The organism is Mesorhizobium sp. WSM4846, assembly GCF_055811415.1.
On sequence record NZ_JBVVPZ010000051.1, the window covers coordinates 6,112 to 24,802 of the forward strand.

At 61.8% G+C, this 18,691-nt stretch carries 15 protein-coding genes; 5 read left to right on the top strand and 10 right to left on the bottom strand.

Annotated features, from left to right (window positions below; all coding sequences use genetic code 11):
• Positions 1 to 115: 115 nt before the first annotated feature.
• Together AC0L15_RS28780 and AC0L15_RS28785 are read right to left on the bottom strand one after the other, a co-directional pair.
• On the bottom strand, positions 116 to 1,786 hold the full coding sequence (locus AC0L15_RS28780; protein WP_473497868.1) for a peptide ABC transporter substrate-binding protein: 1,671 nt from the start codon (positions 1,784 to 1,786) through the stop codon (positions 116 to 118).
• Positions 1,787 to 1,824: 38 nt separating this feature from the next.
• Positions 1,825 to 3,489 (bottom strand): ABC transporter ATP-binding protein, encoded by a 1,665-nt coding sequence (locus tag AC0L15_RS28785; protein ID WP_473497869.1) that lies wholly within the window; start codon positions 3,487 to 3,489, stop codon positions 1,825 to 1,827.
• Positions 3,490 to 4,178: 689 nt separating this feature from the next.
• On the opposite strand from AC0L15_RS28785, the gene AC0L15_RS28790 reads away from it, so the two are divergent.
• From AC0L15_RS28790 to AC0L15_RS28800, 3 genes are all read left to right on the top strand, one after another.
• A complete protein-coding gene (locus AC0L15_RS28790; RefSeq protein WP_287249145.1) occupies positions 4,179 to 5,504 on the top strand; it encodes an NAD(P)/FAD-dependent oxidoreductase in 1,326 nt (441 codons plus the stop codon).
• A 98-nt stretch (positions 5,505 to 5,602) separates the two neighbouring features.
• A complete protein-coding gene (locus tag AC0L15_RS28795; RefSeq protein WP_287249146.1) occupies positions 5,603 to 6,676 on the top strand; it encodes a tartrate dehydrogenase in 1,074 nt (357 codons plus the stop codon).
• A 10-nt stretch (positions 6,677 to 6,686) separates the two neighbouring features.
• Positions 6,687 to 7,163: an Lrp/AsnC family transcriptional regulator gene (locus AC0L15_RS28800; RefSeq protein WP_027151795.1), complete on the top strand. Its 477-nt coding sequence runs from the start codon at positions 6,687 to 6,689 to the stop codon at positions 7,161 to 7,163.
• A gap of 40 nt (positions 7,164 to 7,203) precedes the next feature.
• Here AC0L15_RS28800 and AC0L15_RS28805 read toward each other — a convergent pair whose 3' ends face one another.
• Together AC0L15_RS28805 and AC0L15_RS28810 are read right to left on the bottom strand one after the other, a co-directional pair.
• A complete protein-coding gene (locus AC0L15_RS28805) occupies positions 7,204 to 8,580 on the bottom strand; it encodes an aspartate aminotransferase family protein (protein ID WP_128172485.1) in 1,377 nt (458 codons plus the stop codon).
• A 48-nt stretch (positions 8,581 to 8,628) separates the two neighbouring features.
• Entirely contained in the window at positions 8,629 to 9,471 is an 843-nt protein-coding gene (locus AC0L15_RS28810; protein WP_287249290.1) for a GNAT family N-acetyltransferase, read from the bottom strand.
• 321 nt (positions 9,472 to 9,792) lie between these two features.
• Between AC0L15_RS28810 and AC0L15_RS28815 the strand changes: the two genes are divergently transcribed.
• Entirely contained in the window at positions 9,793 to 10,482 is a 690-nt protein-coding gene (locus AC0L15_RS28815; protein ID WP_287174371.1) for a haloacid dehalogenase type II, read from the top strand.
• A gap of 556 nt (positions 10,483 to 11,038) precedes the next feature.
• Here the strand turns inward: AC0L15_RS28815 and AC0L15_RS28820 are convergent.
• From AC0L15_RS28820 to argE, 5 genes are all read right to left on the bottom strand, one after another.
• The gene (locus tag AC0L15_RS28820; RefSeq protein WP_287249147.1) at positions 11,039 to 12,517 is read right to left on the bottom strand and encodes an NAD-dependent succinate-semialdehyde dehydrogenase; all 1,479 of its coding nucleotides are present in this window, start codon (positions 12,515 to 12,517) and stop codon (positions 11,039 to 11,041) included.
• An 18-nt stretch (positions 12,518 to 12,535) separates the two neighbouring features.
• Complete coding sequence (locus tag AC0L15_RS28825) at positions 12,536 to 13,579, bottom strand: tartrate dehydrogenase (RefSeq protein WP_287249149.1); 1,044 nt, start codon at positions 13,577 to 13,579, stop codon at positions 12,536 to 12,538.
• A 167-nt stretch (positions 13,580 to 13,746) separates the two neighbouring features.
• Positions 13,747 to 14,103 (bottom strand): cupin domain-containing protein, encoded by a 357-nt coding sequence (locus tag AC0L15_RS28830; protein WP_473497873.1) that lies wholly within the window; start codon positions 14,101 to 14,103, stop codon positions 13,747 to 13,749.
• Positions 14,104 to 14,117: 14 nt separating this feature from the next.
• Positions 14,118 to 15,041: a 2-hydroxyacid dehydrogenase gene (locus AC0L15_RS28835; RefSeq protein WP_287249152.1), complete on the bottom strand. Its 924-nt coding sequence runs from the start codon at positions 15,039 to 15,041 to the stop codon at positions 14,118 to 14,120.
• A gap of 16 nt (positions 15,042 to 15,057) precedes the next feature.
• Entirely contained in the window at positions 15,058 to 16,182 is a 1,125-nt protein-coding gene (argE, locus tag AC0L15_RS28840) for an acetylornithine deacetylase (RefSeq protein ID WP_473497874.1), read from the bottom strand.
• A gap of 264 nt (positions 16,183 to 16,446) precedes the next feature.
• On the opposite strand from argE, the gene AC0L15_RS28845 reads away from it, so the two are divergent.
• Positions 16,447 to 17,325 carry a GNAT family N-acetyltransferase gene (locus AC0L15_RS28845; RefSeq protein ID WP_473497876.1) on the top strand — a complete coding sequence of 293 codons (879 nt, stop codon included), beginning with the start codon at positions 16,447 to 16,449 and terminating at the stop codon, positions 17,323 to 17,325.
• 54 nt (positions 17,326 to 17,379) lie between these two features.
• On the opposite strand, the gene AC0L15_RS28850 is transcribed toward AC0L15_RS28845, so the two are convergent.
• The gene (locus tag AC0L15_RS28850) at positions 17,380 to 18,558 is read right to left on the bottom strand and encodes a MalY/PatB family protein (RefSeq protein ID WP_473497878.1); all 1,179 of its coding nucleotides are present in this window, start codon (positions 18,556 to 18,558) and stop codon (positions 17,380 to 17,382) included.
• Positions 18,559 to 18,691 lie beyond the last annotated feature (133 nt).

An 18,691-nucleotide genomic window follows, 5' to 3' on the forward strand; every position in this document is an offset into this window, starting at 1 on the left:
CGAGTGTGTGTGGGTGGCGCGGGTGTGTACCTCCCCGCGGTTATTCAATTCCCCCCTCTGCCCCCCCCCCCCCCGGCGCGGGGCGCCCCCCCCCCCCCCCCCCCCCCGCAGCATGTCAGTCCTTCCAATGCCATTTGGCGGCATGCCAGGATGCAACGCGGGTATTGGAATTTGCCTCGAAACCCTCCAGCCCCTGCTTGCGGCCGAACACGTTGGTGTAGGCAAACAGAGGCAGGAACGGCAGATCCTGACGAACGATTTCCTGCACGCGCAGATAGATGGCGCGCCGCTGTTCCCGATCGAAGGTGCGGGCGCCCTTCTCGAGCAGCGCATCGACCTCCGGGTTGGAGTATTGGCCGGTGTTCGAGCCCTTTCCGCCCTTGGCGACGATCGCCTTGCTGTGCAGGCGGTTGGAAACGTCGGGGTCGCCCGAGATGAGATTGGTTACACCGGAGATGGCTGACTCGAACTGCGATTTGAGCCAGAAATCGCCCCACATGACGGCGGCCGGCAGGTTCGAGATGGTCATCTCCACCCCGATCTCGGCAAATGTCTGCTGCAGGAACTGCTGCGTCTGCTCGCGCAAATGGTTGCCGGAGGTGGTGGAGTTGGCGAACGACAGGCGCACCCCGTCCTTCACCCGTATTCCATCGGCTCCGGGTACCCAGCCGGCCTCGTCGAGGATCTGGCCCGCGCGCTCGAGGTTGAACTCCTGTGCCGGCAGGTTCGGATTGTAGTAGAAGGAATTCTGCGGCATGAACGTCTCGGTGGGTTTGTGGATCCCGTAATAAAGTGCTTCGAGGATCGCTTTCCTGTCGATTGCCGCGTAGAGCGCCTGCCGGACCGCCGGGTCCTTGAATTGCGGCTTCTCAAGATTGAGATAGATCGACTCGACCGATGCCCCAGGCTCCAGTTTGACCGTACGATCCGATAGTGTGCTGGCTTCCGCGTAGTGGTCGGCGGTTATGTATGCCTGGTCGACGAGGTCGATGTCGCCGCTCTTGAACTGGGTGTAGAGCACCGTCATGTCGGGGATGTATTTGAAGACGAGCCGCTCCAAATAGGGGCCCTCCCCGGCATAATCCGCGTTTGCGACGAGTTCGACATGGTCGCCGGCAACGCGCTGCGCCCACTTGAATGCGCCAGTGCCGACAGGCGCCTGATTGAAGGCGGCGGCGTTAGGGTCGGCCTCTTGTTCGAGGATGTGCTTGGGAACCATGAATGTTTCGGCGAGAAACGACAAATAAGGGGCGAAAGCCTCCTCCATCCGCCAGGTCAGCTCGGTCGGCGAGACCACCTTGATATCGCGCACCAGCGAATGGCCGGCCGTGCGCCACGCGCGGAATTTCGGATTGGTGATGAGTTCGAGAGTGAATTTCACGTCCTCGGCCGTGAACGGCTTGCCGTCGTGCCAGCGGACATCGTCACGCAGGCGGATGTGCCACTTAAGACCGTCCTCTGAAATGCCGCCGTTTTTCTGGCTTGGCACTTCGACTGCAAGATTGGGCTGAAGAACGCCTTTGGGATCCATGCGGAAGAGCGCATCGAAAAGCGAGAAATGCACAGCGTCGTCGACCTCGATATGCGGCATCAAGGGGTTGAATACGGTGGGCTCCTGCGAGAGACCGACGACAACGCGACCGGTTGGGCTGGCCGGCGGGTTCTGGGCGAAGGCGGGCTTGGCCAACAGATTGGGCGCAAAGAGGCCTGCAGCCCCGCCTATCGCCATCAACCGCAGTGCATCGCGCCGCGAGTAGTTTGATTTGGTGTTTGAGCGTTCAGTCATTGGAATTCCCCTTGTTCTGGCGGTATCCGCCGTGGCTCTTACCCATTTGCTGCAACCGGACGGGTAGACCCCGGCTGCTCTCCAGGAATCGCCGCCACCAGCTCACGTGTGTAGGCTGATTGCGGGTCGAGGAAGATTTGCGAGGGAGGACCGCGTTCCACGATCCGCCCTTTCTGCATCACCGCGATTTCGTCGCAGATCTGGCTGGCGACGCGCAGATCGTGGGTGATGAAGATCATCGACACGCCGGTCTCCCGCTGGATCTGGTCGAGCAGCTGCAGGATCTGGGCCTGGATCGACACGTCCAGCGCCGAGACAGCTTCGTCGGCGATCAGCAGCTTCGGCTTGAACATCAGTGCCCGAGCGATGCCGATGCGCTGGCGCTGCCCACCGGAAAATTCATGCGGAAAGCGATCAAAGGCGCCGGCATCGAGGCCGACATGAGCCAGGAGCGCTTTCGCCTCTTCACGCGCCTGGGCATAGGGCGTCCCGTGCGCGACTGGGCCAACAGTCAGGATGTGGCCGATCGTCGAGCGCGGGTTGAGCGAGGCGAAGGGATCCTGGAAGATCATCTGGACCCGCGGCCGCACCGGGCGGAATTCGGCTTCGGAAAGCTTGGCGATGTCGTGGCCCTCGAACAGAATCCCGCCGCCGTCGCTGTCCAGCAGCTTGATCAAAAGCCGACCAAGCGACGATTTGCCGGAACCGCTTTCGCCCACAACGCCCAGCGTGCGCCCGGGCGCCAGATCGAACGAGACCTCGTTGACCGCGGGCACGACGCGCTGCGCGCTGAACAGGGAACTGCCGCTGCGGTAGGTCTTCATCAGGCCTTCGACCTTCAGGATCGGCGCTTTGTCGGCCGTCTCCAGAGGAACGCGGTCCTCACCGGTCAGATGTGGGACGGCTGCGATAAGGCGCCTTGTGTAGGGATGGCCAGGCGACTTCAGGACCTGCTGAGCGCTACCCTGCTCGACGATGTGGCCCTTCTCCATCACCACGACGCTGTCTGCGATCTCGGCCACCACGCCGAAGTCGTGAGTGATGAACATGACGCTCATTCCCTTCCGGCGCTGAATGTCGCGGATCAGGTCCAGAATCTGTGCCTGGGTGGTCACGTCGAGCGCGGTCGTCGGTTCATCCGCGATCAGGATCGTCGGTTCAAGCGCCAGCGCCATGGCGATCATCACCCGCTGCCGCTGCCCGCCGGAGAGGCGGAACGGATACTGGTGGTACATGAGTTGCGGGTCCGGCAGTCCCACCTCGGTCAGCAACTCGACAGCGCGGCCGCGACGCGATTTCGGAGTGCCGACGCCGTGCGCCGCCATGACCTCGTCGATCTGCGCGCCCACGGTCATCAGCGGATTGAGCGCCGACAGCGGGTCCTGGAAGATCATCGACACCACCCGGCCGCGCAGGCTGCGCAGCTTGTCCTGCGGCATGCCTATGATGTTCATCCCATCGAGGTGGATGGCACCCGAGGAGACGCGGATCACCTTGGGCAGCAGCCCCATGATGGCGTTGGCGGTGACCGACTTGCCGGATCCGGACTCGCCAATGACGCACAGGATCTGGCCGCGTTTCAGATCAAACGAGATGTTCTCGACGGCAAAAGTCCGTTCCATGCCTTTCGGCAGATTAACCGTGAGGTCGCGCACCGAAAGCGCCACATCGTGGGGGGCTACAGGCTGGATCGTTGCGACCATTGCGATCATCTCCCGTTTGAACCGAGCGGGTCCACGCTGTTGCGGACCGCATCATCGCGCTTTGAGCAAAAGCGCCTCACCATAGCGACCGTCGTCTGGTCATCTCGGCGCTTCGAGCGCTGAGGCTGCGAGAGACTGATTCTGCTCATCCTGGCGGCTCCCTTGCTGAAATTCGGTCCGTGGACCGGACACTGTTCCCTTTTGTTGGAGAACTCTCCGAAGGCGTAAGCCCTGCCTATCGGAAGTCCTCTGGAGCTTACCCATTGTAAGGAAGGGTTGCTCCGTTCTTTCAGCCAGTTTGACTGTTCTGTCTCCGCATAGTCGTCGAAATTTGGCCCTCGGGCGGCAGGAACTTCTGAAAAGAACGTCAGGTTCGGCATTTCACTCTGCTCCCGTTCCGGCGCAGAAAACCGGGATCAGACAACCAGGTCCTTCTTCCGCTAATTTGTGCGCGACAGGCCTTGCGTCACTGCGCGCCGCGTCCCGAAAAGCCCATGCCGCAGATCACGCGACTGGATGAAGTGTACTCCTGCTTGCCCCTGCGAGGTTGGGGCCAGCGAGCGCTTTTCGGCAACAATTGCCTGTTCCAAGGGCTGCAAACCGCAGGAAATTCCGTCCAGGCATGAACTCCGCAGCCTGCCTCTGCGGGCCGCAGGCTAGGATGTTTCAAATTTACCGGAGTCCCATCCATGCCCGCGCCGCTCATTCACATCGAGTCCAGCCCATCCCTGCCTCGCGAGGCGGACGTCGTCGTCATCGGCGGCGGCGTGGTCGGCGTATTCACGGCCTATTATCTCGCACGCCGCGGCGTGAGCGTTGCCCTGCTGGAGAAGGGGCGCGTTGCCGCCGAACAGTCCAGCCGCAACTGGGGCTGGTGCCGTCAGCAGAACCGTGACGCACGCGAGTTGCCGATGGCAACCAAGAGCCTCGATCTCTGGGAGAAAGTGGCGCTGGAGACCGGCGAGGACACCGGCTTCCGCCGCTGCGGCCTGCTCTATCTCTCGCAGGACGAAAACGAGTTGGCAGGCTGGGCAAAGTGGCGCGATTTCGCAAGGACGGTTGGCGTCACGACGCATGTGCTGAGCGCGCAAGAAGCCACCGAACATGGCAAGGCGACCGGCCGGAAATGGAAAGGCGGCGTGTTCTCGCCAACTGACGGAACGGCGGATCCTTCAAAGGCGGTGCCGGTTGCCGCGCGCGGCATCATGGCGGCCGGCGGCACCGTACATCAGAATTGCGCGGCGCGCGGGCTGGAGCTGAGCGCCGGCCGGGTCAGCGGCGTCGTTACAGAAGCCGGAACCATCCGGACAACAACCGTGGTCATGGCCGGAGGCGCGTGGGCGTCTTCCTTCTGCAACCAGCTTGGTATTCGTTTCCCGCAGGCTGCCGTACGGCAGTCCATTCTAGCGGTAGCGCCGGGCGCAAATGGCCTGCCGGATGCCCTGCATACCGCGCGCGTCTCGCTGACGCGGCGCAGCAACGGCGGATACGCGCTGGCGATCAGCGGGCGGGCGCGGGTCGATCCAACGCCGCAGCAGCTCAGGTTCAGCCGCGAATTCGTGCCGATGTTCGCCCGCCGCTGGCGCAGTCTGGCCCCGGGAGCGTTCGAGGGCTGGCGTCAGGGTCATGAAAGCCTGAGGAAATGGGCAGTTGACGACGTGACACCAATGGAACGGAATCGGATTCTCGACCCCAATCCTGACATGAGGCAGATTCGCCTGACCTATCAAAGAGCCTGCGAATTGCTGCCCGAGTTCCAGCGCGTCGCGATTTCTCATGCTTGGGCGGGCTATGTCGACAGCACGCCCGATGGCATCCCGGCAATCGGTGAAGTGGAGGGGATTCCGGGCTTCCTTCTCGCCGCGGGATTCAGCGGCCACGGCTTCGGGATCGGGCCGGGCGCTGGGCATATGATCGCCGATATCATCACCGGCAGCGAACCGATCGTCGATCCGCGTCCTTATAGGCCCGAGCGTCTGAATTCAGCCGCGTGGGGCAAGGTCGCTGAATTCTGAGAAGACCTTTGCCAAGCTGCAACCGGTCGCACACGAGATCGGGGTCGCGAGCGGCCAGCACTGAAAACAGGGCCAGCACTGAAAACAGGAACGTGACGATGCGCGAATATGAGATTGCCGCCATTCCTGCCGACGGCATCGGCCCGGAGGTCATTGCTGCCGGTCTCCAGGCGCTTGAGGCGCTGCAGCAGCGCTGCGGCGACTTCAAGCTGCGCGTCCAGCACTTCGACTGGGGCTCAGACTACTACAAGGCGCATGGTCGGATGATGCCCGAAGATGGGGTGGCGCAACTGAAGCGCTTCGACGCTATCTTCTTCGGCGCGGTAGGCGCTCCCGATGTGCCCGACGACATCACGCTCTGGGGCCTCCGGCTGCCGATTTGCCAAGGCTTTGACCAATACGCGAACGTGCGGCCGACCAGGATATTGCCCGGTATTGTTTCGCCGCTGGCCGGCGTTGGCCCTGTCGATCTGGATTGGGTGATCGTGCGCGAGAATTCCGAGGGCGAGTATTCGGGCCACGGCGGCCGAGCCCATCGCGGCCTCCCCGAGGAGGTCGGAACCGAGGTCGCGATCTTCACGCGCGTCGGCGTCACCCGCATCATGCGCTATGCATTCCGGCTGGCGCAATCACGGCCGCGAAAGCTCCTGACAGTCGTTACAAAATCCAACGCGCAGCGTCACGGCATGGTAATGTGGGACGAAATCGCAGCCGAGGTGGCGCCGGAATTCCCGGACGTCGCCTGGGACAAGATGCTGGTCGATGCTATGACAGTGCGTATGACCTTGAGACCTCGTAGCCTCGATACCATCGTCGCCACCAATCTTCACGCCGACATATTATCGGACCTTGCTGGCGCGCTCGCAGGCAGTCTCGGCGTTGCACCGACCGCCAACATTGATCCCGAGCGGCGCTATCCCTCGATGTTCGAGCCAATTCACGGCTCAGCATTCGACATCACCGGCAAGGGTATTGCCAACCCGGTCGCCACCTTCTGGACCGCTGCCCAGATGCTCGAACATCTGGGCGAAAGCGCAGCTTCCGCCCGGTTGATGAGTGCTGTGGAAACGGTGACGCGTGAAGGCGTGCTGACGCCGGATGTGGGTGGGACAGCGACCACGCAGGAGGTGACAGACGCCGTCTGCCGGACGATCCGCGACTCGAACGTGTGACAGGTTTGCAATGAAGCTCGACAAGATCGACATCAAGATCCTATCCCAACTGCAAAAGAACGGGCGGGTCACGAATGTCGAGCTCGCCGACCTGGTGAACCTTTCACCAAGCCCTTGCCTGATGCGGGTGAAGAAGCTTCAGGCGGAAGGCTTCATCACCGGCTATTCCGCCCAGATCGATGTGTCCAAGCTCGGGCAGACTCTGACGATCTTCACCGAAGTCACGCTCAAGCATCACCAGCAGAACGACTTCGCGAGATTTCTCACCGCAATTCAGAAAGTCGATTCCGTTATCGAATGCCACCTGGTTTCAGGCGGTTACGACTATCTTGTGAAGTTTGTCACAGCGGGCATCAGCGAGTACCAGACGATCATGGAGCGCATGATCGAACTGGATATCGGAATCGACAAATATTTCAGCTTCGTCGTGCTGAAGTCACCAATCGTCAAATCCCATTTGCCGCTCGACGCCATATTCGACAGATGAGGAAGCGGCTGCCGCGCGCATGCAGCGGCAGTCTGGACGATCATCCCTTCATCGCCGACCGCACGTCCTCGTCCTCGAGGGTTTGATCCAGGGTCATCCGGGTGCGTTCGAGGATTCCATCAATATCGTCGTCGGTGCAGCAGAGCGGCGGCGCAAAGCCGAGAATGCCGCTGTTGAAGGCCCGGAGGACAAGGCCGTTCACCCACGCGCGCTCGAAGATGCGGCGTCCCGGATCGGCCGCCGCCGGCAGTGGCGTCTTGCGCTCCTTGTCGGTGACCAACTCGATTGCTGCCAGCATGCCGCGGCCGCGAACGTCGCCAACGAGCGGGTGGTCGGCGAGCGAGCGAAGGCCTTCCATCAGGCGCTTGCCGGCCTTGCGTCCGTTCTCGAGCAAGCTGTCTTCGTAGAGACGCAGGCATTCGAGCCCGACTGCCGCGCTCACGGGATGGGCCGAATAGGTATAGCCATGGCCGACAGGCGCTTTGCCGGCTCCGTCCGCGATCGTATTGTACACGCGGTCCGAGATGAAGACGGCGCCCATCGGCACGTAGCCCGAGGTCAGTCCCTTCGCCGTGGTCATGAGATCCGGCACGACATCGTCTTCCTCACAGGCGAATAGAGGGCCGGTACGGCCAAAGGCAGTGATGACTTCATCGACGACGAACAGGATGTCATGTTCCTTGCACACGGCGTGCAAAGCCTTCAGCCAACCTGTCGGTGGAACGAGGACACCGCCCGAACCCTGGATGGGTTCGGCGTAGAAGGCCGCAACGCGGCCAACACCGAGTTCCGCGATTTTGGCGCGCAGGGCCGCGACGGATGCATCGATGATCGCCTGCGGGTCGGAACCGACCGGATTGCGATAGGCGTAGTGCGAGGGAATCTTGTGCTGCCAGTCGTAAGGCACGCCGAAACCTGCATGGAAAGCCGGAATCGCGGTCAGGCCTGACCCTGCCGTCGAGGAGCCATGGTAGCCATGCTCGACCGAGATGAACTGGTCCTTCTGCGGCGTGCCCTTGGCATGGTAGTAATAGCGGATGAAGCGGATCGTGCTGTCGATTGCGTCGGAGCCGCCAAGCGTGAAATAGACATGGTTCAGATCGCCGGGCGCCAGTTCGGCAAGCCTGGCAGCAAGGCGAATGGCAGGCTCGGACCCCAGCCCGAAATATCCCGTCGCATAAGGAAGCTCTCTCAGCTGCTTGGCGGCTGCTTCAACGACACTTTCCTGGCCGTATCCGATGTTTACACACCATAGACCGGCGAATCCGTCGAGCAGGGTTTTCCCGCTTGCGTCGGTCACCGTTGCGCCCTTGGCGGATTTGAGCACCCGCACGCCCGTCTCCTCATGGCTCCGATAGCATGAAAGCGGGTGAACCAGATGTGCGCGATCGAGTTCGATCAGTGAATTTGCCAGCATTTCTTCCTCCGAATTCAACCGAGTGCCTGATTTAGCCGACTGCCTGATTTAACCAAGCGCCTGACTGACCAACGCATATGTGCGGTGATGCGCGGGCTCGCTTTCCTTGTGCGTGGCCATGGGGCGTCGCATCGTGATCCCACCGCCGACGTGCGCGAGCCCGCGTCTGGTGAGCCATTCAGCAAGATCCGTTGAGACGTCGGTATCGACACGCACGAACTTGCCCTGATGATGGGCGAGCAGAAAGTCGATCAGGGCCTTGGCCTCGGCACCGTTTCTCGCCACCACCGGCCCGATGACCAGCCCCCGGCCGAATGGCCGGATGGCGGAAAAGGCCTGGGTATCGCCTTCATCGCGTATGACAGCGAGCTTCGCGCGCTCGAAAAGCCGCTTCATCAGCGCCGAACGGTCATGGCCAAATGCCTCGCGATCCAGCACCTCGAGGCGCGCAAGATCGCCGCTCTCTGCCCAGGATACACGGGCCGGCGCCGAAACTGCCAACGCCTCGCCTTGATGCTGCACGATCTCGCCAGTCGTGACGAAGCCCAGCTTCTCATAGAGCGGCAGGCCTTCCCGTGTCGCCGTCAGGCAACAGGTGCGCTCACCCGCCTTGGCAAGCGCCTCTTCCATCATCTTTCGGCCGAGTCCGCGGCCGCGCATCGCCGCATCGACGATCACCATGTTGATGGCGGCGGCATCGTCGCCGTAGGGGGTCATCATGATGGTCGCCACCACGCGTTCTTCTTCCAGAGCGACGATCCCCCGGCTGACCGGCTGGGCCAGTTCCCAATCCTCGCGGCGATGCGGCCAATTGACTTGGCGAGACAACTCGACAGCACCTTCCAGGTGCCCCGGTGTCATCTCTTCAAGGATGATCTGTCGTGTGGTCATGATGAGTTTCCAGCCTTCGTCTTCAGTGCTGACGGTAGACCACCAAAGACAGCAGTTCCTTCCGACCGGCAGCCAAGCGCGACGCGTTTTCACTATCCTTCGCCGCTCGTGCCGCATCTTCTGCCGGAGCAAGGCCGACAGGCCGCGCCGCTGCCAAAGCTCGAAAGGACACCTGGCGCAACTCTCTGCCAAACCGGCGATGCAATACGAAACGATCTGCTTCAGGTCGCGGCGAATGCGGCCGTTAGTCTTCCAGATCTCCGACTATGGTGATTGTGGTACAGGCACGCTGTGCCGAGAAAAACCAGGAGGATTGTCGCCATGTCGACGTTCAGACCGAAATACATCACCTTCGACTGCTACGGCACGCTCACCAATTTCGATATGGCCGGCGCGGCGCGGCGCGTCTACGGCGAGCGCCTCTCCCCGGAGGCAATGGCCAGCTTCGTGGAGGCTTTTAGAGGCTATCGCCTTGACGAGGTGCTGGGGCCATGGAAACCCTTCCTCGAGGTGGTGCAGAATTCCATCGAACGCAGCTGCAAGCGCATCGGTATCCAGTTCAAACCCGAAGACGCCCAACGCATCTATGACGAAGTGCCGACCTGGGGTCCGCACCCCGACGTCCCGGCTGGCCTGTCCAGAGTGGCCAAGGAAATCCCACTGGTGATCCTGTCCAACTCCATGAACAGCCTGATCATGTCGAATGTGGAAAAGCTCGGCGCGCCCTTTCACACCGTCATCACCGCCGAAGAGGTTGGCGCCTACAAGCCGCTGATGAAGGGCTTTGAATACATGCTCGACAAGCTCGGCTGCGGCCCGGAGGACATCACTCACGTCTCCTCCTCCTTCCGCTACGATCTCATGACCGCCTACGATCTCGGCATCAAGAGCAAGGTCTGGGTGAACCGCGGCCACGAGCCCGCGAACCCCTTCTACGAATATACCGAGATCAAGGATATCGGCGGGCTGGCCGCCGCGGTCGGCCTGGAGCCCGTTCGGGAAGTTGCTTGAGGCCGGCGGGCCTCCGGCCATCGCGGCATTCGAAGTATCGAAATGAGAAAGGGGCGGTTCGACCGCCCCTTTCTCATTGCTGATGCATGTCGCACAAAAGCATGCCCTCGGATCCTGGGATTGACCGAACCACCCCTCGCTCGTCGTCCCAGGGCAGAGCAAGGAGCGAGCGGCGCAGCATAGACCCTGACATCCATACGGCGGTGGACCTTCGCTGCCTGACGGTCGGGCAGCCAAATCTCCAACGCTGGCGATTGGCATAAGCCACCACGACTTCGGTCGAGGTAGAGGCGATGGTCGCCCATCGCCTCTACTCGACCGAAGTCGAGGGATGCTTCGGCTAATCCCGGAGGTTTGCGATTGCCACTGAAAATCGGCCGCTGAAAAGGGGACTGTGTTCCAATGCATGTCGCGCAAAGGGATGCCCTCGGGGCTGACCCTGGGCCTGACCGAGGGTGTGCAGCGGTTTTGCAATAGCGACAACAACCTAAAGCGCGTCGCATGAGGCCGTCAAAACGCGACGCGCTTTAATTCGCTGTTGCGACTCCGGCAAAGCCTACTGGTTCAACCCGCCAACATGAAGCGTCTTTACCTCGAGATATTCGTCGATGCCGAGCTGCGACCCTTCTCGCCCCACGCCTGACTGCTTGACACCGCCGAAAGGCGCAACCTCGGTCGAGATCAGGCCTGTGTTGAGCCCGACCATGCCGAACTCCAGCGCCTCGGCGACACGCCATGACCGCTTGAGGTCGTCGGTGTAGAAGTAGGCGGCAAGGCCGAACGGCGTCCCGTTCGCGATCGTGATGGCCTCTTCCTCCGTCTCGAAGCGAAAAAGCGGCGCCACCGGACCGAAGGTCTCTTCCGATGCCAGGAGCATCTCGGTGGTAGCCTCCCCCAGGACGACGGGCCGTGCATATTGCCTGCCGTCCGGCACTGCCTCGCTTTGGGCGAGGATCTGCGCGCCTTTCGTCTTGGCATCCGCGATGTGACGCTCGATCTTGTCGATCGCGGCCGCGTTGATCATCGGGCCGATCTCAGTGCCGTCGTCGGTCCCCGCGCCAACCTTCATCCGCGTCACGCGCTGGCTCAGCTTTTCGGCGAAAGCGGCGTAAACGCCTTCCTGCACGAGAATCCGGTTCGCGCAAACGCAGGTTTGACCGCCATTACGGAACTTGGATACGATCACACCTTCAACTGCGTTATCCAGATCGGCGTCGTCAAAAACGATAAAGGGCGCGTTGCCGCCAAGCTCCAGGCTCAGCCGCTTGATGCTGTCGGCCGCGCCACGCATGAGCAGCGCGCCGACGCGGGTCGAACCGGTGAACGAGATCTTGCGCACCGTTTCGTTGGCCATCAGCTCTTTGCCGATCTCGCCCGGCATGCCGGTCACGATGTTGATAACGCCTGCCGGGATGCCCGCCCGCTCCGCCAGGACACCGAGCGCGAGCGCCGAAAAGGGTGTGAACTCCGACGGCTTGATGACAACCGTGCAGCCGGCGGCCAGCGCCGGTGCTACTTTGCGCGTGATCATCGCGTTGGGGAAATTCCACGGCGTGATGATGGCACAGACGCCGACTGCTTCCTTGAGAACCAGAATGCGTCGATCGGCGGTGGGTGACGGAATGGTCGAGCCACCGATGCGGCGCGCCTCCTCCGCAAACCATTTCACGAAAGATGCGCCGTAGCGGATTTCCGCCGACGCCTCGGCAAGCGGCTTACCCTGTTCCAGCGTCAGCAGAAGCGCCAAATCCTGTTCGTGCTGGCGAATGAGGTCGTGCCATCGCTCCAGCAATCTCGCACGCTCGGCATGGGTCGTCTTCTTCCAGCTTTTGAATGCCTCGGCCGCAGCAGCGATAGCGGCCCTGGTGTCGTCGCCGCCCATATCGGGAACGCTGCCAAGAACGGCCAGGGTGGCAGGGTTGGTGACCTCGACGGCGGCCTTTGTATCCGCTTCCCGCCACACACCGCCAATCAACGCCTGCTGGCGGAACAGGTCCGCATCGTCAAACGTGCCAATCTTCGTTATCGCATTCATGGTCTTTCCTCTGCCCTTTCAGCTCAACGCCGCAAGCACGGCTTGCGTGATTGTTTCAGTCCGGTCCTTGCCTGCGATCGTGCCAATGCCCCGCGCGGTTATGGACTCGATTGCCGACATCACTTCTGCCGCAGCATGCCCCTCGCCCAGATGCTCGAGCATCATCGCACCGGACCAGACCGCGGCGATCGGATTGGCGACACCGAGATGCGCGATGTCGGGCGCCGAACCGTGGACCGGTTCGAACATGGAAGGCGCACTGCGATCGGGATTGATATTGGCGGAGGCGGCGTAACCCAGCCCGCCCTGAATGGCCGCTCCAATATCGGTGAGGATGTCGCCAAACAGGTTCGAGGCGACGATCACGTCGAGGCTTTCCGGCGCCAGCACCATGCGGGCGGCAATGGCGTCGATGTGGTAGTGCGAGACCTCGACATCGGCATAGTCCTTCGCCACCTCACGCGTGACCTCATCCCAGAAAACCATGGAATGCTTTTGGGCGTTGGATTTGGTCACGGATGCGAGCTTCTTGCCGCGCGCCAGCGCCTGTTCGAAACCGAAACGCATGATCCGTTCGACACCGGCACGCGTGAAGATTGACGTCTCAATCGCGACCTCATTGGCCGTGCCGGAATGCACGCGTCCGCCGGCGCCGGAATATTCGCCTTCCGTATTCTCGCGAATGCACAGGATGTCGAAACCATCGGAACGGAGGGGCCCCTGAACGCCCGGCAACAGCCTGTGCGGCCGTATGTTGGCGTACTGCGTGAACCCTTTCCGGATCGGCAGCAGCAGTCCGTGAAGCGATACTGAGTCGGGTACTTCCGCGGGCCAGCCTACAGCGCCGAGATAGATCGCATCGAATTTTCGGAGTGTCTCGATGCCGTCTGGCGGCATCATTGCGCCGGTTTCCAGGTAGTAGGCGCACGACCATGGGAAGCGTGTGCCATCAAGGGCGAAACCGCCCCGTTTGGCCGCGGCCTGCATCACCTGCCATGCCGCCCCGGTCACGTCCTTGCCGATGCCGTCGCCGGGGATGAGCGCTATGTCATAGGTCTTCATCGATCGAGGTCCTCATTCGCACTAGCGGAACCATAGCGGACCGCGCGCCGCATTTTTCGTCGAGAATGAGCGGCCCGACAGCGTCGAATCGCGTCGGGCCGAACTTGGATAGTCGATTGTTCTGGAACCGCCGCGCGCTCTACTCGGCCGTACCTTGAGCACTGAACTCAGTCGTAAACGCAGACGTAGATCTTGCGCACGGTCTCGTTCGTGCGCCAGACACCCACGAAACCGGGCTTCATCACGAAACTGTCGCCGGCGCGGTAAGTCTTGGTCTCGCCGCCCTTCTCCTCGATTTCGATGAGGCCCGAAAGGATATGGCAGAACTCGAAGGTGGTGCCCTTGATCGAATGCGTCTCGCCGGGGGTGGCTTCCCAGACGCCGGTCAGAACCTTCTCACCTTTCGAGGCATCCTGCGCCCAGCTCTTGAAGGATGGAGTGCCGGAAATGAGCCGCTCAGGCAGCGGCAATGCCTCCTTCGGCGTGAAGGCGGGATTTGTGTCAATCGTGGTCAGCAGTGACATGTTGGGTTTCCTGGTTAGTAGCCGAGTGTCCGATCGATGAGGCCGATCAGTTCTTCGCCGGCGCGGTGGCGCCGGACGTTGTCGACGGCGGCTTGCGCCGCCGTATGTGGTTGTGTCACCGAGGCAATGTGCGGCGTTATCATCACCTTCGGATGCGACCACAGCGGATGGTCTTCCGGGAGCGGTTCCGGATCAGTGACATCAAGCATCGCCGCGGATACGTGGCCTCTGTCGAGCGCGTCGATCAGCGCGGCCTGGTCGAGTTGCGGACCCCTGCCGACATGCAGCAGGCGCGCCCCTGCTGGCAGCAAGGAGAAGAGTTTTGCATCGAGAATGCCGCTGGTTTCCTGCGTCAGCGGTAGCAGGCAGACGAGAATATCCGTCTGCTTCAGAAAGCGGGGCAACTGATCGGCGCCTTGAAAACAGGTGACTCCCTCTATCCGCTTTTCGCTGCGGCTCCACCCGGCAAGCGGAAACTGGAATGGCTTCAGGCGCTCGATAGCCGCCTGCGCCAGCATGCCAAGACCAAGAAAGCCGACCCGGCGCTCGGCCGCCTGTCGAGCGGCAATCGGCTGCCAGAGGCCCCTTTTCTGCTGATCGAGATAGGCGGGCATCTCCCGGTGGAGCGCCAACACGCCAAGCGCGACGTATTCCTGCATCATGCGGATGATGCCGTCCTCGACCATGCGCACAAGCTTCACATGGCTTGGCACAACGTCTTGCTTGAATTGGTCGACGCCGGCTCCGATCGAAAACAGCACTTCCAGATTGCGATAGCGGGAGATGTCGTCCGGCACCGTCCAGGTGATGAGATAGCGCACCTTCTCCGGCTCCATCTCCTCGCCGGAATGGAAGAATTCCAGATCCGGGAGTTCGCGCGCGAAGATCTCGCGGAACACCGCGGCACGCGCCGCATCGGAATTGAAAAGGAATGCCATGGAACCCGCCTCTAGTTCACGCCGCGAGACGCGCGCCGAGATCCTCGATCATGCTCTGGCAGGCAGCAAGCTCACCGATCTCGATGTATTCATTGGGACGATGCGCGCGGGAAATTTCGCCAGGGCCGCAAATGATCGCATCGATACCGGCCTGCTGATAAAGTCCGGCCTCGGTGCCGTAACTGACCGCTGTGAGCGGCTCCTGCCAGGTCAGCTCGGTCAGAACGGCCGCCAGCTTGCTCCCATCCGCCGGCGCAAGGGCAGGATAGGAACTCAACTCGTGCCAAGCCACCTCGAAGCCGCTGTCGCGTAGATCGAAAAGCCGTGCTTTGACCGGCTCAAGCAGGGCTGCTGGGGAAACGCCCGGCACGGCACGCACCTCGATATCGGCTGTGCAGTGGCCAGCGATGATGTTGACCGCCTGTCCACCGGCGATGACGCCCACCTGCAAGGAAGAATATGGGGGCTCGAAATTTTGATCGAGCGGGCCGCCGGCGAGCGATTGGCCATAGGCCACGGCGTGCGTGATGACGCCGGCCATGGCGTGCACGGCATTGAGTCCGAGATCGGGGCGTGACGAATGGCCGGATCGGCCGATCACCTCGAGCCGCGCGGCGGCCTTGCCCTTGTGCGCGCGCACGGGCTGCATCCGGCTCGGCTCGCCGACGATCGCGCCGAGCGGCCTCTCGCATAGGCTCGGCAACGCAGCCAGGAGATGCGGCACACCACGGCATCCCGCCTCTTCATCGTAGGAGAATGCGAGATGGACTGGCTGCCGCAGGTTCATCGCCGCAAGTCCTGGCAGCGCGGCCAATGCGCAGGCGAGAAAGCCCTTCATGTCGGTGGTGCCGCGGCCGTAAAGCCTGCCGCCCTCGCGACGCAGGACGAACGGATCCGAGCTCCATTCCGGCTCGCCGGCCGGCACGACATCCATATGTCCGGAGATGATGTAGCCCCGACCGCCACGCGGCCCGACCGTGACGAACAGGTTGGACCGGTCGCCCTCGGGACCGGGCAGAACTGTCACCTCGGCTCCGGCTGCCTGACAGTAGTCGCGGATCCAATCGACGATCTCGCCGTTTGGCGCGCCCACAACGGAGGGAAATGCAATCAGGGTCGCGAGGATTTCTTCCACGTTCATGGCGGTCCGCTCTGCTTGAACTATCACCGGGTGCGATCAGCCTATCCCTGTGCAGCAGTGTTCCGTGCCGAATCGGGTCGTGCTTTGGCTGAAGATTGCGAAAAAACGCCTCGAACCAGCGAAACCTGCTGGCGTTCCCGTGTAATGCTGCGGCAAATGAGGCCTGTCGCAAACATGGCCATCGGCGCCAGGATTTAACACCGCGTGCCTTGGTTCATTCGTTAAAGGACTTGGGGCATTCGTTGAAGGAGCGGATCGACTGAGATGCAGAGATCAGTACGCCTGAAATCCTTTGAACTGGTCGCGCGCGACATCAATGATGTCGATGTTGATCTGCTGCATGCACTGTCGATTTCAGTCCGCTGGCCGCATCGCCCAAAAGACTGGGATCTGTTGCGCCGCGCCGGCCACGGCATCGTCGCCGTTGACGGAATCGGGCGCGTCTTCGGAAGCGCGATGTGGTTTCCCCAAGGCGACGATTTTGCCACCATCGGCCTGGTGATCACGACGCCTCGCACACAGGCGCAGGGAGGCGGCCGATGGCTCATGGACCAGGTCCTCGAGCAGTGCGGGGATCGCAATCTGGCGCTGAATGCCACCCATGCCGCCTATCCTCTGTATGTGTCGCTCGGCTTCACGAATGAGGCGATCGTCTACATGCGCCAGGGCGAGATCCCACAAAAACTCCCGCCAATGCCAGCTCCGGATGGTGAATTAAGTGATCTGCCCAGCGGCGGACTTCGCGAGATCACGGAACTGGACGCGCGCGCATTCGGGACCAACCGTGCAAGGCTGCTTGCGTTGCTCTCGGAGGATGCCTCGATCGCCACTTTGAGTCGCGGCGGCGAGGTCGTTGGCTATTCCATGTGTCGCGAGTTCGGGCGCGGCCATGTGATTGGTCCCACAATAGCCCGAAACGACCAGGACGCGGTCCACCTCACAGCCGTCCATCTGAAGAAGCTGGCAGGTCGATTCGCCCGCGTCGATACGCGCGAGAAGGATGGCGTGTTTGCCGAGTTTCTGCAGCAGAGCGGCCTCGGCATTGCCGAGACCGTGACGACGATGTCCAAAGGCCGCCGCTTTCTGAACCGCGAAAGCAACGGGCCCTGGGTCTATGGATTGGCCAGCCACGCCTGGAGCTGAATGCAAGCACGCTGTCGCCGATGCCGCAGGGCCGCTCCGGTCCCGTCAACGCTCTCACAACGACTCCAGCGCCCTGGACATGCGTTCGAGCCCTCTCCGCAACAGCGGACGAGGGCAACCGACATTGAGGCGAATGAAGCCTTCACCGCCGGGTCCATAGACGCGCCCGTCGTACAAATTGACTCCGGCTCGGTCGACGAAAAACCGTTGAACGCCTCCGACCTTCCGATCGAGCCCGCGCGCATCCAGCCACACCAGGAAGGAAGCGTCCGGCCGCATCGGTGTGATGCCCGGCAGGCGATCCTCGGCGAACTTGAGGACGAGATCGACATTACCGCCGATGTAGCGCGTCAGCTGATCCAGCCACGGCGCGCCGGTGCTGTAGGCGACCTCTAGCGCCAGCCGTCCAAAGAAGTTGGCATTGACCATGAACGACGCCTGCATGGTGGCCAGAAGCGCCTCGCGCCGCTGCTTGTTGGCCACCGACACGGTTGCGGAGGGCACGCCGGCCAGATTGAAGGTCTTGGTTGGAGCCGTGCAGATGAATGACTTTTCCGCGGCATCCTCCGAGAGGGACGAGAAGACGATGTGCGGGCGATCCGACAATCTGATATCGCAATGGATGTCATCAGATATGACAAGGATGCCGTAGTGATCGCAGACATCGTTCAGCGCCGTCAATTCCCCGCGCGTCCACGCCTTTCCAGCTGGATTGTGCGGATTACACAACAGGAAGGCCTTGGCGCCGGCTGCCAGTTTCGCGAAGTTCTCCAGGTCGAGTTCATATCGGTTATCCTGCAACCTTAGCCTGTTGACCAGCAGCTTCCTGCCGTTCCCCTGAATCACTTCGAAATAGGGCGAGTAAATGGGAGACTGCACAATCACCCCGTCCCCGGGCTTCGTGAAGGTCCGAAGCATCGCGGCTACCGACGGCATGATCGCAGGCGCCGGCAGCAGCGATTCCAGTGTCGGCGACCAGCCGTGCCGACGCGCGAACCATGATTGCACAATCTCGTAGTGACGGGGGTCGCGGCGGGTATAGCCATAGATTCCATGGTCCGCCGCTTCCCGCAGCCGCGCGATGACGGTTTCAGGCGCGCGAAAATCCATGTCTGCGGTCCACAGCGAAAGCAGATCTTCGCCCTCGACCCGAGGCGAGAATTCGTCCCACTGATTGGCCCATTTGACTGACCCAAACTGGTGGCGATCATAGATCCTGTCGAAGTCGATCATTCCAACATTTCTTTCCGCAACCGTCGGTTGCGATGCATCTGCACAAGCCATTGCTTGGTTTCCGGTGTGGTTTTCGCCGCTCGCGGCTGCTCGAACTTTTGGCGGGCTATTTGAGGATTTGCGCCACGTGCCT